Raw genomic sequence first — 19,082 nt, forward strand, 5'->3', positions numbered from 1 at the left:
CCGCGCATGCATGGAATTAGTCTTCGATGACTACGCCCATGCTGCGAGCTGTACCTTCGATCATACGCATAGCAGCCTCTACGGATGCAGCGTTCAGGTCAGGCATTTTTTGTTCAGCGATTTCGCGAACAGTGGAACGTTTAACTGTAGCAACTTTCTTTTTGTTCGGTTCACCGGAACCTTTCTCGATCTTAGCAGCAACACGCAGCAATACAGCAGCCGGTGGAGTTTTTGTAATGAACGTGAAAGAACGGTCCTCGAACACAGAGATTTCAACAGGAATAATCAAACCTGCTTGATCAGCTGTACGAGCATTGAACTCTTTACAAAAAGCCATGATGTTAACACCCGCTTGACCAAGAGCCGGACCGATTGGAGGAGCCGGATTCGCTTTACCAGCAGGAACCTGCAGTTTAACAACCTTGATAACCTTTTTTGCCATTGTGTGACACCCCCTTGCATGTAGTGTGGGCAGACGCTGCTCCTACAGTTTTTCTACCTGGTGATAGTCTAACTCCAGAGGCGTTTCCCGGCCGAACATGTTCACATGAACCTTCAACTTCGCTTTATCGACAAGAATTTCTTCCACCGATCCAACAAAGTTCGCAAACGGTCCTACTTTCACACGAACGGTTTCTTTCAGATCGAAGTCAATCTTCGGTTTCGGTTCTTCCATACCCATGTGTTTGAGAATGGATTCCACTTCATCAGGGAGCAGTGCAGTCGGCTTCGAACCAGATCCTGTTGAACCAACAAAACCTGTTACACCCGGCGTATTGCGCACAACATACCACGAGTCATCGGTTTGGATCATTTCGACCAATACGTAACCCGGATACACTTTACGCATAACCGTCTTCTTCTTGCCGTCTTTGTTCACCAGCTCTTCTTCCATCGGAACCAGAACACGAAAGATCTTGTCCTTCATATCCATTGATTCAACGCGCTTTTCCAAGTTTGCCTTGACCTTATTCTCATACCCAGAATAGGTATGTACGACGTACCATCTTTTTTCCATTTCCATATTAGCCACCTATACTCCCGCTTATTTAAAAACAAGACGAAGCAGCTCAGAAATACCCAAATCAAGTACGTAGAAGTAAATGGTCACGAGGGCAACCGTAAAAAGTACAACAAGCGTATAGCTCGTCAACTCCTTACGACTTGGCCATTTCACTTTCTTCAATTCGGACCAGCTGTCCGTAAAGTAAGAAAACGTGTTGCCGAATCCTTGCCTCATTCTTGCCAAAAAGGACACAACTACACCTCCAAAAAGCTACCTAGTTTCGCGATGAGCGGTATGTTCATTGCAAAACCTGCAAAACTTCTTCAACTCCATGCGGTCTGGATTGTTGCGCTTATTTTTATTGGACGTATAGTTTCTTTGCTTGCAGTTCGTGCACGCTAATGTGATAATAACCCGCATGATGTACACCTCCTACGGACCAGCCTCAAATTTTTGAAAACCTTAAAGGTTCAGCAAAAAAACGCCTTACAGTTTTAAGGCTACCTGAATACTTTAGCATAACGCTATTTTCGTGTCAAGGAGAACCTATGAATATAGCCCGCTCATCAATATGTTCCAGTATTAACATAGAATCCAGCGGATAAACCTGCCCACAAAAAATAAAGCACCCCCGCAAATGTCCTGCGAAAAGGTGCCATTTCTATGCATCTCTAACTTCCAAATATCGTTCAAGCTTTCGTTTGACCCGCTGCAGTGCATTGTCAATCGACTTCACATGCCGATCCAAATCTACCGCAATTTCCTGATAGGATCTTCCGTCCAAATAGAGCATAAGTACTCTTCGTTCCAGATCGCTTAAGATTTCACCCATCTTATCTTCCAAGCCGCTGAATTCCTCTTGATTGATAATCAATTCTTCCGGATCGGTCACTCGTGACCCGCAGATGACATCAAGAAGGGTGCGGTCGGAATCTTCATCATAAATAGGCTTGTCCAGTGATACGTAGGAATTAAGGGGAATATGCTTCTGACGCGTTGCGGTTTTGATGGCCGTGATGATCTGACGAGTGATACAAAGCTCAGCAAAGGCCTTGAAGGAGGCAAGCTTATCGCCGCGAAAGTCTCGAATCGATTTATATAAACCTATCATTCCTTCTTGCACGATATCTTCCCTGTCGGCTCCTATCAGAAAATAAGAGCGCGCTTTGGCGCGAACGAAGTTCTTGTACTTGTTAATCAAGTACTCTAATGCGTCGCCGTCCCCGTCGCGGACCGCTTCCACAATGTCTTCATCAGCCTTGAGGTCATATTCGTACATTCTCAACTCTTTGAGGTCGACACTCACCAACAATCCCTCCGGCCCGGCAAGACTACATTTTTGGTTCATAGCTTCTTACCTTTTACACGTTGAAAAGATAGGATAAGTATACATTATGTAATCTATTATCGTCAACCGAATTCCAGCTAGCCAAAGCACCAATAACCGGAACCTTATTGGCCTCTGCGCCATTTTTCAAACAGGTCCTTCATCTCGCCTGTCAATTTGCTGTCAAACGTATTCCGGTGGCTTGTCGGCTTCTCACGGATTTTGACCTGAATGTCCCGCTTCGATTGGTTCACTTTAACCAACAGCTCACTCGCAGGGATTCGAAAGGCTCCCTTGCCGAAAATGACATGCTGCTCCGTCATATCGGAGGTCGCCACATAAATTTGCTTGCGGCGGCCGATATTCTCCGTAACCAGCCGTTCGATCAGCTCGTCGGCTGTTTCCTTTTCCTTGGTGTAAAAGATGCGCAGCTTGCTCTGGACATACTTCCCCCCTAGCCCCGGTACATAGTACGCATCGAATACAAGCATGACCTTCATTCCCGAGAAGGACTGGTACTCCGCCAGCTGCTGAATGAGCCGGTCCCTTGCGTCTTCGAGACTTATATCCTTCAGCCTCTGTAATTCCGGCCAGGCACCGATAATATTATAACCATCTACAATGAGAATTTCCTGGATCATCGCGGTATTCCGCTATTTCGCCGTAATTCGTTGGCGTACAACCTCATACATAAGCACGGATGCCGCCACCGATGCGTTCAATGAATTGATGTGCCCGAACATGGGAAGCTTCAGCAGGAAGTCACATTTTTCTTTGATTAAACGTCCCATCCCCTTATTCTCGTTCCCGATAACAATGGCCAGCGGCATATTCAGGTTCGTTTGGTATACAGGCTGCTGCGCTGCTACATCGGTACCGGCCACCCATACGCCGCGCTCCTTCAACTGCTCGATAGTTTGAGCCAGATTCGTCACACGAGCAACAGGAACATATTCGACTGCACCCGCCGACGTCTTCGATACGGTCGCCGTGAGGCCGACTGATCTGCGTTTCGGTATGATCACTCCATGTACCCCGGTACAATCAGCGGTCCGAAGAATCGAGCCCAGGTTGTGCGGATCCTCAATCTCATCCAGGATGAGAATGAACGGCTCTTCGCCGCGGCTTTGCGCACGCGCCAGGATATCCTCCACCTCAACATAATCGTAAGCCGCAACTTGAGCAACTACGCCTTGGTGCTGCACATTCTCGACCATTTGATCCAGCTTGCGCTTGTCGGCAAACTGGACAATGATCCCGTTCTGCTTCGCTTCCGCCACAATAGGCTGCGTCAGCTGCTTTTGTGCATTTTCTGCAATCCAAATCTTATTAATCGTTCGGCCTGAGCGTAAAGCTTCAAGCACCGAGTGCTTACCGGCGATAAAATCTTCCATGTGTTTCTCTCCTTAACCCTTATCCAGGGATAGCATTAACAAATACTGAAGCCGTTCCCACTGCTTCGTGTAGTACAAATAGCCAATCAAGCATTCAAAAGCCGTACTGTGCCGGTACTCCAAAATATCTGCATTCTTGGCCGACGTACCGGATTTGGCATTACGGCCTCTTTTTACGATATCGGTTTCGTCCTCCGTCAAATGCGGCAGCCATCCCTGCAATGCTTTCGCTTGGGCTTTAGCCGACACATACTGGGTGGATAACCGATGAAGATGGTTCGGCCTCTGATTCGGATGTGAAATTACGTACTGACGAATGAATACCTCATAGATGGCATCCCCTATATAGGCGAGGACGATAGGATTCAGTTGTTTGGGATCCTTGGCCGGCGGGAAGCTGAACAAATTAAAGTCTAACGCAAATGACTCCGGTTCCTGCTCCATTACTTCCTCCGCCAACGGATACCTTGAGCCGTATCCTCTAAAATAATACCGCGCTCCGTTAGCAAATCACGGATTTCGTCGGCGCGGCCCCAATTTTTCGTTTTACGGGCCTCGGTTCTTTCCACGATCAGCTGCTCCACTTCCTCATCCAGCAGCCCTTCTTCCGCCTTGGCTAGTATGCCCAATACATGATCCATCGTTTCAAAGCGTGAAAGGAGCAGCTCCAGCGAGCTTCGCGTTACGCTCTCCTGCTGCAAATACGGATTCGCCGCATTGACAAGCTCGAATACCGCAGTAATCGCATCCGGCGTGTTGAAGTCGTCATTCATCTTCAGCTCGAATTGACGCTGTACTTCCGTAACCGCATGCACGATTTCTTCAGCAGGCTCGCCTACCTCAGCAGTCGAAAGCCGATGTTTAATATTCGCGATGCAATTCTCAATTCGGGACAGACCGTTCTTCGCCTGCTCGACAGCTTCCTCGCTGAAGTTCAGAGGGTTCCGGTAATGAGCGGACAGCATAAAGTAACGAATGACTTGCGGAGGAATCGCTTGAAGCATTTGATTGACATTGATACCGTTCCCCATCGATTTGGACATTTTTTCATTGTTAATATTAATATAGCCGTTATGCATCCAGTAGTTAGCCATCGGATGACCGGTGAAGCATTCAGACTGAGCAATCTCGCATTCGTGGTGAGGGAACTGCAAATCTTGCCCGCCGCCATGGATATCGATCGTATCGCCGAGGTACTTACGCGCCATAGCCGAACACTCAATATGCCAGCCGGGACGGCCTTCCCCCCAAGGGCTTGCCCACGAAATCTCACCCGGCTTAGCCCCTTTCCACAACACGAAGTCTTGAGGGTTCTCCTTGCGATCGTCCACCTCGACACGAATGCCAAACTGCAGCTCCTCGAGATTCTGGTGCGATAGCTTGCCGTACTCGGCGAATTTGGTTGTGCGGAAGTATACATCGCCGCCATTCTCATAGGCGTAGCCTTTATCCACCAAGCCTTGAATGAAGTCGATGATCTCCTGAATATTTTCAGTGACGCGAGGGTTCAAGGTTGCTTTGTGTACCCCTAAGCCTTCCGTGTCTTCGTAAAACTTTTGAATAAACAGCTCCGCTACCTCCGGTACCGTTGATTCCATCTGTGCGGCTTTGCGAATCAGCTTATCGTCCACATCGGTAAAATTGACAACATAGGTTACATCATAGCCTGAAGACTCCAAATACCTTCTCACGACATCAAAAAAGATAACCGGACGTGCATTGCCGATATGGATATAATCATATACCGTCGGACCGCATACGTACATTTTCACTTTTCCCGGTGTAATCGGCTTGAATTCATCCTTGGACCGGGTCAACGTATTGTAAATTTTAAGCGCCATCTTGTTGGCAGCCTCCGTTCTTCGACTGAAAATTCAATTCACTTTATTTTTGTTCAATTCATCCAATTCCTGCTTGAGCCCCTCAATTTGCTGCTGCATCTGGCGGAACATATCGATGACCGGATCCGGCAAATTGTTATGATCCAGCTTTCCGATACGAACACCATCCCGCTTCACGATACGACCCGGGATACCGACCACGGTGCTGTTTTGCGGCACTTCGCTTAAAACGACCGCATTCGCGCCGATTCTTGAATTGTCCCCTACCTTAAACGAACCCAACACCTTGGCGCCTGAGGCGATAACGACATTGTTACCAATCGTAGGGTGACGTTTGCCTTTCTCTTTGCCGGTTCCTCCGAGTGTAACCCCTTGGTACAAAACGACGTCATCCCCGATTTCACAGGTTTCGCCAATGATAACTCCCATACCGTGATCGATAAAGAAGCGGCGCCCGATCACGGCACCCGGATGAATCTCAATCCCAGTCATAAACCGGCTGATCTGGGAAATGATACGAGCGGTGGTATACCAGCCTCGTTTGTAGAACCAGTGTCCTACCCGGTGCGCCCAAAGCGCATGAAGACCGGAATACGTAAAGGCGACCTCGAACCAGCTGCGAGCAGCCGGATCGTTTTCAAAAATCGTTTCGATATCTTCTCTCATGTACTTAAACAAGATGATCACCCGCTCTCTCCCGTGAAGCGTTATACATTCAGAGCAACAGAAAAAGCCCCCGCAGCCCGAAGGCTGCAGAGGCGAAAATTGTCGCGGTTCCACTCTGCTTGAACACTGCTGACACAGGTTCATCTCGTGCGTTCGTAACGTGAACGTATACGGTAGGACTACCTTGCCTTCGCACCATAAGGTGGCAGGCAGCTCGTCGATACGGCTCCCAGGTGCATTTCCAACTGACTGGCATGGTGCAACTTTCAGCACGGACGTGTCAATAGCCACCGCCCGGTTGCCCTCTCTGTGAAGCCCTTGATCTGTTGTACTCTCCTGTTCAACGCCTCGGTCTTATATTGTTATTTAGTATACCGCTAAACATTTTGGTTTACAATAATTTGTTCAATCTTTCGACAACCTTTTGTTTACCGAGCAAATACAAGGTCATGTTCAAGTCAGGTCCGTGTGTCTGACCGGTTAATGCAACACGGATCGGCATAAATAGCTGCTTGCCCTTGAAGCCCGTCTCCTTTTGTACAGCTTTCAGCATAGGGGACATATGCTCCGGCTCGAAGGCTTCGGCCTGGTCTACCTGATCCAAAAATGCTTTCAGCACAACCGGGACTGACTCCTCGGCTAGTACGGCCTTCGCTTCTTCATTCTCCAGCGTAACGTCCTCCTGGAAGAAGAGCTGAGCGAGCGGCACAATTTCGGCAGCATAATGCATCCGCTCTTGATTCAAGCCAACCAGGCGCTCGACCCATACCTGCTGTTCCTCAGTCAAAGCTGCAGGAATGAAGCCCGCTTTTTGCAGGTGAGGCAGTGCCAGCTCCACAACATGGGCAGGGTCTGATTTTTTCAGGTAATGGTTGTTCATCCAGTTTAATTTATCCATATCAAATACCGCGGGGCTTTTGGATACACGATCCAGGTCGAATTGGGAAATAAGCTCCTCTTTCGAGAAAATTTCTTCTTCCCCTTTGGGCGACCAGCCCAACAGAACGATAAAATTAAGCACCGCTTCAGGCAAATAGCCGAGCTCCTTGTACTGCTCAATAAACTGGATGATGGATTCGTCGCGCTTGCTCATTTTCTTGCGGTCCTGATTCAAAATCAGCGAGAGATGAGCGAATTGCGGCACAGGCAAATTTAGTGCCTCGTACATCATAATTTGTCTTGGCGTATTGGATAGATGCTCTTCCCCGCGGATAACCAAAGTAATTTGCATCAGATGATCATCCAAAATGACGGCAAAATTATAGGTCGGGATACCATCCGGACGAACAATAATAAAGTCACCGATTCCATTCGTCTCAAACTCAACGTGTTCGCGCACGCGGTCCTCGAAAGCAATAACTTGATCTGCCGGGACACGAAAGCGAATGGAAGGCTTGCGCCCTTCCGCTTTGAACTTCTCCACCTGCTCCGCAGTCAAATGACGGCATCTGCCGGAATACCGCGGCATTTCGCCTTTGGCCTCCTGCTCCGCGCGCTCCTGCTCCAGATCCGCCTCCGAGCAGTAGCAGTGGTAGGCGTTCCCGCCCTCCAGCAGTTGATCCACATAGGGCTGATACAAGCCCAGCCGTTCCATTTGCCGGTAAGGGCCGTAAGGACCTCCGATATCGACGCTTTCGTCCCAGTCCAAACCAAGCCATTTCAGACCGTTCAGTTGATTATCAATCCCTGACTCCACGTGCCGGGTTTGGTCCGTATCCTCGAAACGTACGATAAACTGACCGTTATGCTTGCGTGCCAATAAATAATTCAACAAGGCTGTGCGCGCACCGCCAATATGAAGATGTCCCGTAGGACTTGGTGCATAACGCACACGAAAATGACCTGACATAAAAATTGCCCCTCTCCTGATTAAACCTAGAACCGTAGAATATTAGTTGTTATGATAGCACATCTTGAATCAGACAAACAACAGATTGTGCGGCGATCCCTTCACCGCGCCCCGGGAATCCAAGCTTCTCCGTTGTCGTTGCCTTCACATTGACTTGCGAAGGGTTTGCTTCCAGCGCTTCCGCAATCCGTTCTACCATCGCGGGAATATACGGCGCCATTTTGGGCTTCTGGGCAATGATGGTCGAATCGATATTGCCAAGCTTATACCCCGCTTCTTTCGCCAGCTTCCACACATGCACAAGCAGCTTGTAGCTGTCTGCATCCTTGAATTCCGGATCCGTATCCGGGAAATGCTTGCCGATATCTCCAAGCCCCAGCGCACCGAGAATCGCGTCACTAATCGCGTGCAGCAGAACATCTGCATCCGAATGCCCTAGCAGTCCCAGTTCATAAGGGATGTCCACTCCCCCGATAATGCATTTTCGTCCTTCTACCAGCTGATGCACGTCAAAGCCTTGTCCTACTCGAATCATGCTTCTCTCTCTCCCCTGACATTCTGTATAATCCATTCCGCCCAAGGCAAGTCCTCCGGCGTCGTGATTTTGATATTATAATAGTCTGCCTCCACCACGCGAACACTCGTTCCTGACCGTTCTACAAGCATTGCATCATCCGTTCCGGTAAAAGCCTCCTTCTCCGCTTGCTCATAGGCTTGCAGAAGCAAAGAAAGACGAAAAGCTTGTGGGGTTTGAATCGCCCACAAGCTGCGCCGGTCCGGTGTAGATACGATAGTCCCTTCCGGATCGACTACTTTGATCGTGTCTTTAACCGGAACAGCCAACACGGCTGCCCCCGTCTCCATGGCTTGGCGCCAGCAGGCCAGGATATGCTCCTCCGCTGCAAAAGGGCGGACACCATCATGGACCATCACCCATTCTACAGTGTCTCTCAATACTTCCAATCCTTTATGCACGGAATCCTGACGTTCCTTGCCCCCGACGACAACGCTGGCCACTTTCGATAATGCATAGCGCTCCACATATTCCCTGCAACGCTCCACATCCTCGGAGCCGGTAACGAGCACGATCGTATCCACCTGCTCCATCCGTTGAAACAATGCTAATGTATGTACAAGAATCGGCTTCCCTGCCAATTGCAAATATTGCTTGCTTTCCTTCGTCCGCATCCGTGAGCCTTTGCCGGCGGCGACGATGACAACCCCTAACTGCTTCATCCGACCCTCTCCTGCTACTATCACAATAAGAGCATGTCCCAGGCTGACTGTATTGGAAAAGGGCCGTTACTCCTTGCCAAGATGAATGCTCGGAGACGTCACCCCATTCTCGCAGCACCACTTCAGGACCGCGCAAGGTACATCCCCTATATCATATACGTTTTAGAGCGCTTTTTCCAACAATTTCGGTTTTGCGAAAATCATTCGTCCGGCCGATGTCTGCAGCACGCTGGTAACCAGGACATCCAAGGTCGTACCGATGAAGTCTCTACCGCCTTCAACAACAATCATCGTACCGTCATCCAAATAGGCTACGCCTTGACCATGCTCCTTGCCGTCCTTGATCACCTGCACCAAAATTTCTTCTCCAGGCAGCACGACCGGTTTCACGGCATTGGCCAGATCATTAATATTCAAGACGGAAACTCCCTGGAGCTCACACACTTTATTCAGATTAAAATCGTTCGTAATCACTTTCCCCTGAAGGACCTTGGCCAGCTTCACCAGCTTGCTGTCCACTTCAGAGATTTCCTCGAAATCTCCCTCATAAATCAGCACGCGGACATCCAATTCCTTTTGAATCTTGTTCAAAATATCCAGTCCCCGCCGTCCGCGGTTTCTTTTTAACAGATCCGACGAATCCGCAATATGCTGCAGCTCCTCGAGCACGAATTCCGGGATCACCAATGTTCCTTCGATAAAGCCTGTTTTGCAAATGTCTGCAATCCGTCCATCGATAATGACACTCGTATCCAAAATTTTATGCTCCTCGAACCCTTTCACTTCGCCCGGCCCCCCGCGATCTCTAGCCGAGCCCCTTTTGGACAACAGCGAAATAAATTCCTCCCTCTTCGCATACCCGATGCGAAAGCCCGTTGCCCCCAGCATCATCGTCACAATCACCTGCAGTACAGGCGGAAGCAATCCCGCTTGCTCGAACGGACTCAGCAGCATCACCGCCAACAGCAATCCGATTACCATCCCCATGGTGCCTGTAATCAAATCCGCCATCGGGATTTTAGTCACCCTATCTTCTCCCTCCTGCATCCATCTTGTTGCATAGGGAGCCAACCATGATCCGATCCAATAAAAAATTACGCCTCCAAGCAGCATCACCCAAACGGCCCCGCCTTGAATCCGATCCAAACCGAAAACCGTTTCTATGAGAGTAAAAAATGGCCGACTGACGGTATCACTCCATTGAAAACACAACACGCCTCCGATAACTGCAAATACATACTGGAACCATTTCCTTATCATAGAATCACCTCCAACCTCATTTCATAAAAGTGTGTTCGTTACAATTATGAACCAAAAGTTTCCTGCCTAATCGTCTCCAGCCCATAAAAAATAAAAAAAGCATTCATTTCCCTCTTCACAAGGAAAATAAATGCTTTTCATTTTCGCAATATTACATGGATCTCGTTTCGGAATTGACGTCATCCAAAGATTTATTCTTTCTTCTGCGCTTCGGAATCAGGCGTTCAACGTTTTTTTTTAAGCCGTACAGCGCATAAAGGAGCAGCGGTACGAAAATCATTTTGGATAAGGAGCCCGGGAACTTAATCGCTACGAATACAGCAATCGCAATGACAATTGGTGTAATCCAGATCGCTTTTTTCGGAATCCCGACTTTTTTGAAGTTAGGATATTTGACCGTGCTCACCATCAGGTAGGAAAGCAGCAATGTGCTCAGAACCAAAATAATTGTATTCAATTCATTGTGAAACAGAGCTAGTGTACATAGAACACCGCCAGCCGCAGGGATAGGAAGTCCGATAAAATAGCCCGGTACCCCGGCCACCACGTTAAAGCGAGCCAAACGTAGAGCTCCACATATTGGGAAAATAGCGGTAACAATCCAAGCTGCCGCTGCGTTCATGCCCGTAAAAGCAACAACGTACATAATAAAGGCAGGTGCAACACCGAACGATATGACATCCGACAGCGAGTCCAGCTCTTTACCGAATTCGCTCTGCGCATTCAACGCCCGTGCTACACGTCCATCCAAGCCGTCACACAGCATAGCGATAAGGACCATAATGGCAGCCAGTTCCGCTTTCTGATTAAATGCGAGGATGATCGAGATAAATCCCAAAAACAAGTTCCCTACTGTGAATAAATTGGGAAGCGATTTAGTTAGCATTAGTTTTGTCCACCTCTGGTTATACTGTACCCTAATACAACTTATTATATTAGGGTACCCTCTGATTGTATGCAAGTTAAATATGTCTGTCAATGAGTACTTGATCTTGAATTCGTTTTAAACCTTCCTTAATGGTCCGCGCTCTCACTTCTCCGATCCCGTCCACTTCATCCAACTCGTCGATCGTAGCCATCATCAGGTGAGGCAGCTGCTCGAAGCGCTCGACCAAGTTTTGAATAATGACTGCCGGGAGTCTAGGTATTTTATTCAAGACCCGGTAGCCTCTAGGGGAGACGGTCTCTTCTGCACTGCTGACCGCATTAGGATAGCCAAGCAGCTTAGCAATATGATGATGATCCAACAATTCATCTGCAGCCAGCCGGCGAAAAGCATTGCTCAAGTCTTTGAGCTTATCCTCCTGCAGCTCCTTTACGTAATCCTTCAGCAAAAGTTGCGCCTCCAGATCCACCGATCCCGCGAGCTCATCCAGCTGCATACTTATTAATCGGCCTTCTGTGCCTAATTCATTAATATATCTTTTAATTTCTGCTTTAATTTTAAGCACCATCTCGATTCGCTGCATCACATTGGTTACATCGTGCAGGGTTACCAGCTCTTCAAATTCAGAAGCACCTAGGTTGGTCAGCGCTTGATCCAAAACCGACTTATATCTCTCCATCGTTTGGATGGCCTGATTCGCCTTCGTCAAAATAACACCCATGTCCTTCAAGGCATATCGCAAATTCCCTTGGTACAAAGTAATCACATTGCGGCGCTGGGATATGGACACAACGAGCTTGGAAGTTTGTTTCGCAACCCGTTCAGCCGTACGATGGCGTATTCCTGTTTCGATGGAAGTGATGGATGAATTGGGAATCAGTTGGGTATTGGCATACAAAATCCGCTTGAGATCTTCACTTAAAATAATCGCTCCATCCATTTTGGCGAGCTCGTACAAATAGTTCGGAGAGAAGTCACAATTGATCGAAAAGCCTCCGTCTACAATTTCCATCACTTCCGGGCTGTAGCCAACGACGATAAGCGCGCCTGTTTTGGCCCGCAGGACGTTCTCTAACCCATCACGGAAAGCGGTTCCGGGTGCAACCATTTGTAGCAGTTGACTCATCACGTCTCTCTTGGTTTCTTCCTTGCTCATGTTGTCCCTCCAATCCGCGTATCTTATTCGGCGCTCTAAGGTCAGCCTAGCGTGGCCTTTAGGGCCTCGGCTACCGTATTCACACCGATGACTTCGATTCCTGAGGGTGAAGTCCATCCCTTTAAGCTTTTTTCCGGTAAAATGACGCGCCGAAAGCCCAGCTTTTCCGCTTCCTTCACTCTTTGGTCCACACGCGATACACCGCGTACTTCCCCTGTTAAGCCGACCTCGCCAAAAACAACGTCGAAGGGCTGCGTCGGTTGCTCGCGCAAGCTTGATGCGATGCTGACTGCAATCGCCAAATCGACAGCCGGTTCATCCAGCTTGACACCGCCAGCGACGTTTACATACGCATCCTGATTGGCTAGAAACATCCCCATTCTCTTCTCCAGCACAGCAATAATTAAAGCCAGCCGGTTATGATCGATCCCCGTGGCCATCCGCCGCGGCGAAGGAAAATTCGTTGAGGATACAAGCGCCTGAAGCTCGACTAATACGGGGCGAGTCCCCTCCATACTAGCGACAACAGTTGATCCTGAAACACCTAACGGACGCTCCGATAAAAATAGCTCTGACGGATTGCTCACCTCGACCAAGCCGCTCTCCTGCATTTCAAAAATACCAATCTCATTCGTCGCACCGAACCGGTTCTTGACCGCTCGAAGCAGCCGATACGAATGATGCCGTTCCCCTTCAAAATAAAGGACACAATCGACCATGTGCTCTAAAAGTCTAGGCCCTGCTATAGCCCCTTCTTTAGTAACATGGCCTACAAGAACAGTAGCAATACCTTTTATTTTGGCAATGCGCATAAAATGGCCGGTACATTCCCGTACCTGAGAAACACTTCCGGGAGCAGACGTTACCCCGGGGTGATACACGGTTTGAATGGAATCAATGACAAGAAAATCCGGCTGCACCTCATCGATAGCCGCCTCAATCTGCTCCAGATTCGTCTCGCACAGCACATACAAAAGCTCGGATGAAGCATTTAACCGATCCGCCCGCAGCTTCGTTTGGCGTACAGACTCCTCTCCGGAGACATACAATACCTTTTTATCGCTTTCCGTTAAATCATGCGATGTCTGCAGCAGCAGCGTCGATTTGCCGATTCCCGGGTCTCCTCCGACCAATAGCAGAGAACCGGGAACAAGTCCTCCGCCCAACACGCGATTCAGCTCTTTATTGCGGGTTACAATCCGCTGTTCCTCACTGCTTTTTATATTTATGATGGAAACCGGCTTTTCTTTCGTACGTAATATCGAAGAATGCACCCCTTGGGTCTTGGAAACTGTCTCAACCTCTTCCACAAAGGTGTTCCACGATTGGCAGCCCGGACATTTCCCCAGCCACTTCGGGGACTCATAGCCACATTCTTGACAGCAGAACTTTGTTTTCGTTTTTGCCATAATAACTCTCCTAGCTGTTCCATCGTCCGAATCCACAATTCGCATCTATCAAAGTTTACCATTTTGTAACAATAAAGAAAACCCTGAGGCCTTAGAATACAAAAAAAACATCCTGCACCTCATGAAGGTACAGGATGTTTTAGCAAGATGATTTATGGTGTTGTTACCCCTTGCGTACGTTCAACGGTTAATTCCCCGTCTTTTTCATCGATAGTCAAGGTGTCGCCTTTGGAAATTTGACCGCGAAGCAGTTCTTCAGACAACCGGTCTTCAATATGCTTTTGAATTGCGCGGCGCAGAGGTCTCGCTCCATACGTCGGATCAAAGCCTTCTTTCGCCAAGAACGCCTTGGCTTGATCAGTAAGCACAAAATCGACTTCTTGCTCTTTCAGACGTTTACGCAAATCATCTGCCATCAGCGTTACGATTTGAGCAATATGCTCCTGCTCCAGAGAGTGGAACACGATGATTTCGTCGATCCGGTTCAAGAACTCCGGACGGAAGCTTTTTTTCAGCTCGCCCATCACTTTATCCTTCATGTTGGAGTAATCTTTACCTGCATCATGAGCGGCAGTGAAGCCGAGCGATGAATTTTTCTTAATCGTATCAGCACCTACATTGGAGGTCATGATAATTAGCGTATTGCGGAAGTCCACTGTACGTCCTTTGGAGTCGGTCAAGCGACCGTCTTCCAATACTTGCAGCAGGATGTTAAATACTTCCGGATGTGCTTTCTCAATCTCATCCAGCAGGACTACCGAATAAGGCTTGCGGCGAACTTTCTCAGTTAATTGCCCGCCTTCTTCATAACCAACATATCCCGGAGGCGCCCCTACCAAACGGGAAGTGGAGTGCTTCTCCATATATTCCGACATGTCGATTCGGATGACGGCATTATCATCACCGAACAACGATTCGGCTAGTGCACGAGCAAGCTCCGTTTTACCTACACCCGTAGGTCCAAGGAAAATAAAGGAGCCCATCGGACGCTTCGGATCTTTCAAGCCTGCTCTAGCCCGGCGGATGGCACGGCTGACGGCTTTCACCGCTTCGTCCTGTCCAATCACGCGGTCATGCAGGATCTCTTCCATTTTGAGCAGTCGCTCAGTTTCTTCTTCCGCCAGCTTCACAACCGGAATGCCGGTCCAGCTAGCCACAACCTGCGCGATGTCGTCCGGAGTTACCTCGGAGTCCGTACGGCCTTGCTTTTCTTTCCACTCGTTTTTCGTGGAATCGAGCTCCTCACGCAGCTTTTGTTCCGTATCTCTAAGAGAAGCAGCCTTCTCGAACTCTTGGCTTTGAACCGCCGCATCCTTCTCTTTACGGATATCCTCCAGCTTGTTCTCCAGTTTTTTCAGATCTGGCGGTACCGTATAAGAGCGAAGCCTTACTTTGGAGCTGGCCTCGTCGATCAGGTCGATGGCTTTATCCGGCAAGAACCGGTCGGTAATATAACGGTCGGACAATTTTACAGCTTGTTCAATGGCCTCGTCGGTAATTTTCACGCGGTGGTGAGCCTCATAGCGGTCACGCAAGCCATGCAGGATTTGGATCGCCTCTTCCGGAGACGGCTGATCTACCGTAATCGGCTGGAAGCGTCTTTCCAGCGCTGCATCTTTTTCAATATATTTGCGATACTCATCCAATGTCGTAGCACCAATGCACTGCAGCTCGCCTCTGGCCAGTGCAGGCTTCAAAATATTCGAAGCATCAATTGCGCCTTCCGCGCCACCGGCACCGATCAATGTATGCAGCTCATCAATGAACAGGATGATGTTCCCCGCTTGACGAATTTCATCCATAATTTTTTTCAAACGGTCTTCGAATTCGCCGCGGTACTTTGTACCTGCAACAACGGAGCCCATATCTAAAGTCATTACCCTTTTGTCGCGAAGCGTTTCGGGAATTTCGTTATTAATAATTTTTTGCGCCAAGCCTTCGGCAATAGCTGTTTTACCTACGCCCGGCTCACCAATCAATACGGGATTATTCTTGGTTCTGCGGCTCAGCACTTGAATAACGCGTTCAATTTCTTTACTGCGTCCTATCACCGGATCCAGGTTACCGTCCTTGGCATAGGCTGTCAGATCTCTCGCCAAGCCATCCAATGTAGGAGTATTCACATTAGCGGTGTTACCATGGTTCGTAGATACCACTTCACTGCTGCCTAAGAGCTGCAGTACTTGCTGACGCGCTTTATTCAAGCTGACGCCCAAGTTATTGAGCACGCGTGCCGCTACGCCTTCTCCTTCACGGATCAGACCGAGAAGAATATGCTCTGTACCCACATACGTGTGGCCCAGCTTACGGGCTTCGTCCATGGACAGCTCAATTACTTTCTTCGCTCGCGGCGTGTAGGCGATATTCGTCGGCTGTTCCTGACCTCTGCCGATTAAAGCCTCCACCTCATCTTGAATCTTCTCTAAACCTAAGCCCAGAGCTACCAGCGCTTTGGCTGCTATGCCGTCTCCTTCACGGATCAGACCCAACAAAATATGCTCTGTACCGATATTATTATGACCTAAGCGAACGGCCTCCTCTTGTGCCAAAGACAACACCTTCTGCGCACGTTCTGTAAATCTCCCAAACATCATGTGTAACACCTCCATATAAGAATAAAAAGTATGGTAAGCCCTTGTAGGTAAGGGGCTCCTTAAGCTCTGATGTCTACTCTTGGTTGAATTTCTCTCGAATGAGCTGTGCCCTTCGTATGTCTCTTTCTTCAGCGTTAAGCTTTTCTCCTGCATACTGCTGTAAAAAACCCGGTTGGGTCATGACCAGCAGTTCATTCAACACCTGCGTAGGGACATTCTTGATGATACCCAAGTCTACCCCGAGGCGAACATCAGAGAGACGCTGTGCCGCTTCCTTTGAATCCATGATCGCTGCATACGACATAATTCCGAAGGAACGGCTGATGCGATCCAGCAGTTTGGCCTTCGTTTCGTACTGCAGCTTTTCACGCGCCGCCCGTTCATGTTCGATGATTTGACGGACGACTCCGTATAAATTATCAATAATTTCCTGCTCGGATTGTCCAAGTGTAATCTGATTGGAAATCTGAAACAGGTTGCCCAACGCCTCGCTGCCTTCACCGTATAACCCTCTTACCGCCAGACCGACTTGTGTGATAGCCGATAAGATGCGGTTAATTTGCTGCGTCAGCACAAGCGCGGGCAGATGTATCATTACGGAAGCGCGGATCCCAGTACCGACATTCGTCGGGCAGCTGGTCAAATAGCCTCGCTTCTCGTCGAACGCATAGTCTAGATGGACCTCGAATATGTCATCAATTTGGCTTGCCAGATCCCAGGCTTCTTTAATCTGAAAACCAGGGCACAAGCATTGTATTCGCAAATGATCCTCTTCATTCACCATAATGCTGATCGACTCATTATCGCTCAAAATAACCGCGCCGTTACGAGATTCATTAGCTAATGCAGGACTGATCAAATGCTTTTCGACAAGCACTCTTTTTTGTAATTCATCTAATTCCGACAAGGATAGCCTCGAAAATTGGCTAATGGTATGAAGGTCTTCATTATCCAGAACTTGAGAAACCTGCTCCAGTACTTCTTTGGACTGTTGATTCGTCGAAAGCATCGGGAACGGATAAGACTGCAAATTTCTTGCAATTCGGATACGACTGCTGATTACAATATCGGAATCAGGACCTTCTCCCTTCATCCAGTCACTTAAAGCTTTCTCTGTAAAGCGATTTACTGTCATCATGCTTCCTCCTTACAAGGATAAACGGCTTCGCCATTCTACGAATGGCATGCGTTTGTCAAGGTAGACGAAGGTTTGTGAACTTATACTTTCTTATCTACCTAGAAAAAAATTACCCTTCGGCAACTCTTTTCTCCAATTCGCGAATTTCATCCCGAAGCTGGGCGGCTTTCTCAAATTCTTCATTTTCGATCCTTGTAATCAATTCCTTCTTCAAGTTCTCAATTTCCCTCTTATGCTTAATTAACCCACCAGAGCGCTTCGGAACCTTCCCTGTATGAAAAATATTCCCATGAACCCGCTTGAACAGCGGATCCAGCTTCTCGCCAAAATGCTTGTAGCAGGAGCTGCAGCCAAACCTGCCAATCTTGCTAAATTGACTATACGTTAAACCACATTGCTCGCACCTGCTCGGCGGCGCTTTGGGAGCCAACGGATTATTCGGCGAATTCGGCTCGAAATCGAGCAAGCCCGATAGCAAATTATGAATGGAGAAACCATTCGGTGTCCCTGGAATAAGTTCGCCCTTCTCCCGGGCACAGGACTCGCAAATATGGAATTCCGTCTTCTCACCATTTAATATCTTGGTAAAATGTAAGGTTGCTTGTTTCTTACCACAATCCTGACAAAGCATCGTTCACCCTCCTTATCGACTCAACAAGGATATCAGCATCGCTTTTAAAACTTTGGCCCGTATTTCGTCGCGCAGCGGCAGCTTGATAACAAGAACATCTCTGGATATGGCCGCTCTGGCCATTGCCGCTTCCCTTGGAGTGAGATATCCACTCTCCTCCAGCTGGTACAACAAACCTTCAGAAGCACTTTGATCAATATGTGAGCTGATGGTTTTGGAAATATGGTCTAAAACGGAGCCATGTGCATTCAGCTCGATCTTCTGAATTCGGATATATCCTCCGCCGCCCCTTTTACTTTCTACAATAAAACCTTTTTCCAATGTAAACCGTGTGCTTATTACATAATTGATTTGGGAGGGAACGCAATCGAACTGGTCTGCCAGCTCATTGCGCTGTATTTCCACTATACCGTCTGTGCTTTGATGTATAATATGCTTCAAATATTGCTCAATCACTTCGGATACATTCCGCATCAATTCAGCCTCCTTACGAGAGTAAATTGACTTTGACTTTCTTTGACTTTAATATCATTATATCAGTTTTCTGACAATTTGCAACTATCTGTGAACCGCCGTTTTATTGTTCGCTCTCCTTATTATTTTATGCCCAGCTGAAACACAAAAAAGACCTTTAGGAACGAGATCCTAAAAGTCTTTTTGTCTTATTCGCTTGGCGACGTCCTACTCTC

Annotated in this window: 21 protein-coding genes; all 21 read right to left on the bottom strand. The window is 48.3% G+C overall.

All coding sequences use genetic code 11. The features are described 5' to 3' along the window. Nucleotides 1–16: 16 nt before the first annotated feature. Nucleotides 17–442, bottom strand: a complete 426-nt coding sequence (rplK, locus tag CF651_RS27500) for a 50S ribosomal protein L11 (protein ID WP_094018063.1) — start codon at nucleotides 440–442, stop codon at nucleotides 17–19. Nucleotides 443–484: 42 nt separating this feature from the next. Next, nucleotides 485–1,018: a transcription termination/antitermination protein NusG gene (nusG, locus tag CF651_RS27505; RefSeq protein WP_094018084.1), complete on the bottom strand. Its 534-nt coding sequence runs from the start codon at nucleotides 1,016–1,018 to the stop codon at nucleotides 485–487. 27 nt (nucleotides 1,019–1,045) lie between these two features. After that, complete coding sequence (gene secE, locus CF651_RS27510) at nucleotides 1,046–1,258, bottom strand: preprotein translocase subunit SecE (RefSeq protein WP_094018064.1); 213 nt, start codon at nucleotides 1,256–1,258, stop codon at nucleotides 1,046–1,048. Between the two features lie 18 nt (nucleotides 1,259–1,276). Beyond that, complete coding sequence (gene rpmG, locus CF651_RS27515) at nucleotides 1,277–1,426, bottom strand: 50S ribosomal protein L33 (protein ID WP_094018065.1); 150 nt, start codon at nucleotides 1,424–1,426, stop codon at nucleotides 1,277–1,279. A 241-nt stretch (nucleotides 1,427–1,667) separates the two neighbouring features. Continuing rightward, nucleotides 1,668–2,312: an RNA polymerase sporulation sigma factor SigH gene (sigH, locus tag CF651_RS27520; RefSeq protein WP_094018066.1), complete on the bottom strand. Its 645-nt coding sequence runs from the start codon at nucleotides 2,310–2,312 to the stop codon at nucleotides 1,668–1,670. Nucleotides 2,313–2,458: 146 nt separating this feature from the next. Then, nucleotides 2,459–2,974, bottom strand: coding sequence for an NYN domain-containing protein (locus tag CF651_RS27525; protein WP_094018067.1), 516 nt, complete (start codon nucleotides 2,972–2,974; stop codon nucleotides 2,459–2,461). Nucleotides 2,975–2,986: 12 nt separating this feature from the next. Continuing rightward, a complete protein-coding gene (gene rlmB, locus CF651_RS27530; protein WP_094018068.1) occupies nucleotides 2,987–3,727 on the bottom strand; it encodes a 23S rRNA (guanosine(2251)-2'-O)-methyltransferase RlmB in 741 nt (246 codons plus the stop codon). A gap of 12 nt (nucleotides 3,728–3,739) precedes the next feature. Then, nucleotides 3,740–4,171, bottom strand: a complete 432-nt coding sequence (locus tag CF651_RS27535) for a Mini-ribonuclease 3 (RefSeq protein WP_094018069.1) — start codon at nucleotides 4,169–4,171, stop codon at nucleotides 3,740–3,742. Further along, nucleotides 4,171–5,568: a cysteine--tRNA ligase gene (cysS, locus tag CF651_RS27540; RefSeq protein WP_094018070.1), complete on the bottom strand. Its 1,398-nt coding sequence runs from the start codon at nucleotides 5,566–5,568 to the stop codon at nucleotides 4,171–4,173. The genes CF651_RS27535 and cysS overlap by 1 nt, the downstream gene beginning before the upstream one ends. A 33-nt stretch (nucleotides 5,569–5,601) precedes the next feature. Continuing rightward, a complete protein-coding gene (cysE, locus tag CF651_RS27545; protein ID WP_179233018.1) occupies nucleotides 5,602–6,234 on the bottom strand; it encodes a serine O-acetyltransferase in 633 nt (210 codons plus the stop codon). A gap of 391 nt (nucleotides 6,235–6,625) precedes the next feature. Then, a complete protein-coding gene (gltX, locus tag CF651_RS27550) occupies nucleotides 6,626–8,083 on the bottom strand; it encodes a glutamate--tRNA ligase (RefSeq protein ID WP_094018072.1) in 1,458 nt (485 codons plus the stop codon). A gap of 49 nt (nucleotides 8,084–8,132) precedes the next feature. Next, entirely contained in the window at nucleotides 8,133–8,618 is a 486-nt protein-coding gene (gene ispF / locus CF651_RS27555) for a 2-C-methyl-D-erythritol 2,4-cyclodiphosphate synthase (RefSeq protein WP_094018073.1), read from the bottom strand. Continuing rightward, the gene (ispD, locus tag CF651_RS27560; protein WP_094018074.1) at nucleotides 8,615–9,319 is read right to left on the bottom strand and encodes a 2-C-methyl-D-erythritol 4-phosphate cytidylyltransferase; all 705 of its coding nucleotides are present in this window, start codon (nucleotides 9,317–9,319) and stop codon (nucleotides 8,615–8,617) included. Before ispD ends, ispF begins: the two co-directional genes overlap by 4 nt. 162 nt (nucleotides 9,320–9,481) lie before the next feature. Beyond that, on the bottom strand, nucleotides 9,482–10,579 hold the full coding sequence (locus tag CF651_RS27565) for a PIN/TRAM domain-containing protein (RefSeq protein ID WP_094018075.1): 1,098 nt from the start codon (nucleotides 10,577–10,579) through the stop codon (nucleotides 9,482–9,484). Between the two features lie 151 nt (nucleotides 10,580–10,730). Continuing rightward, nucleotides 10,731–11,465, bottom strand: a complete 735-nt coding sequence (gene pssA / locus CF651_RS27570) for a CDP-diacylglycerol--serine O-phosphatidyltransferase (protein ID WP_094018076.1) — start codon at nucleotides 11,463–11,465, stop codon at nucleotides 10,731–10,733. Between the two features lie 76 nt (nucleotides 11,466–11,541). Further along, nucleotides 11,542–12,621: a DNA integrity scanning diadenylate cyclase DisA gene (disA, locus tag CF651_RS27575; RefSeq protein WP_094018077.1), complete on the bottom strand. Its 1,080-nt coding sequence runs from the start codon at nucleotides 12,619–12,621 to the stop codon at nucleotides 11,542–11,544. Nucleotides 12,622–12,662: 41 nt separating this feature from the next. Beyond that, entirely contained in the window at nucleotides 12,663–14,030 is a 1,368-nt protein-coding gene (gene radA, locus CF651_RS27580) for a DNA repair protein RadA (protein ID WP_094018078.1), read from the bottom strand. Nucleotides 14,031–14,182: 152 nt separating this feature from the next. Beyond that, complete coding sequence (gene clpC / locus CF651_RS27585) at nucleotides 14,183–16,624, bottom strand: ATP-dependent protease ATP-binding subunit ClpC (protein ID WP_094018079.1); 2,442 nt, start codon at nucleotides 16,622–16,624, stop codon at nucleotides 14,183–14,185. Nucleotides 16,625–16,697: 73 nt separating this feature from the next. Next, entirely contained in the window at nucleotides 16,698–17,762 is a 1,065-nt protein-coding gene (mcsB, locus tag CF651_RS27590; protein WP_094018080.1) for a protein-arginine kinase McsB, read from the bottom strand. Between the two features lie 109 nt (nucleotides 17,763–17,871). Then, nucleotides 17,872–18,393, bottom strand: a complete 522-nt coding sequence (gene mcsA / locus CF651_RS27595) for a protein-arginine kinase activator protein McsA (protein WP_094018081.1) — start codon at nucleotides 18,391–18,393, stop codon at nucleotides 17,872–17,874. Nucleotides 18,394–18,405: 12 nt separating this feature from the next. Further along, a complete protein-coding gene (locus CF651_RS27600; protein ID WP_094018082.1) occupies nucleotides 18,406–18,867 on the bottom strand; it encodes a CtsR family transcriptional regulator in 462 nt (153 codons plus the stop codon). Between the last annotated feature and the right edge of the window lie 215 nt (nucleotides 18,868–19,082).

The organism is Paenibacillus rigui (genome assembly GCF_002234615.1).
Classification (GTDB): domain Bacteria; phylum Bacillota; class Bacilli; order Paenibacillales; family NBRC-103111; genus Paenibacillus_S; species Paenibacillus_S rigui.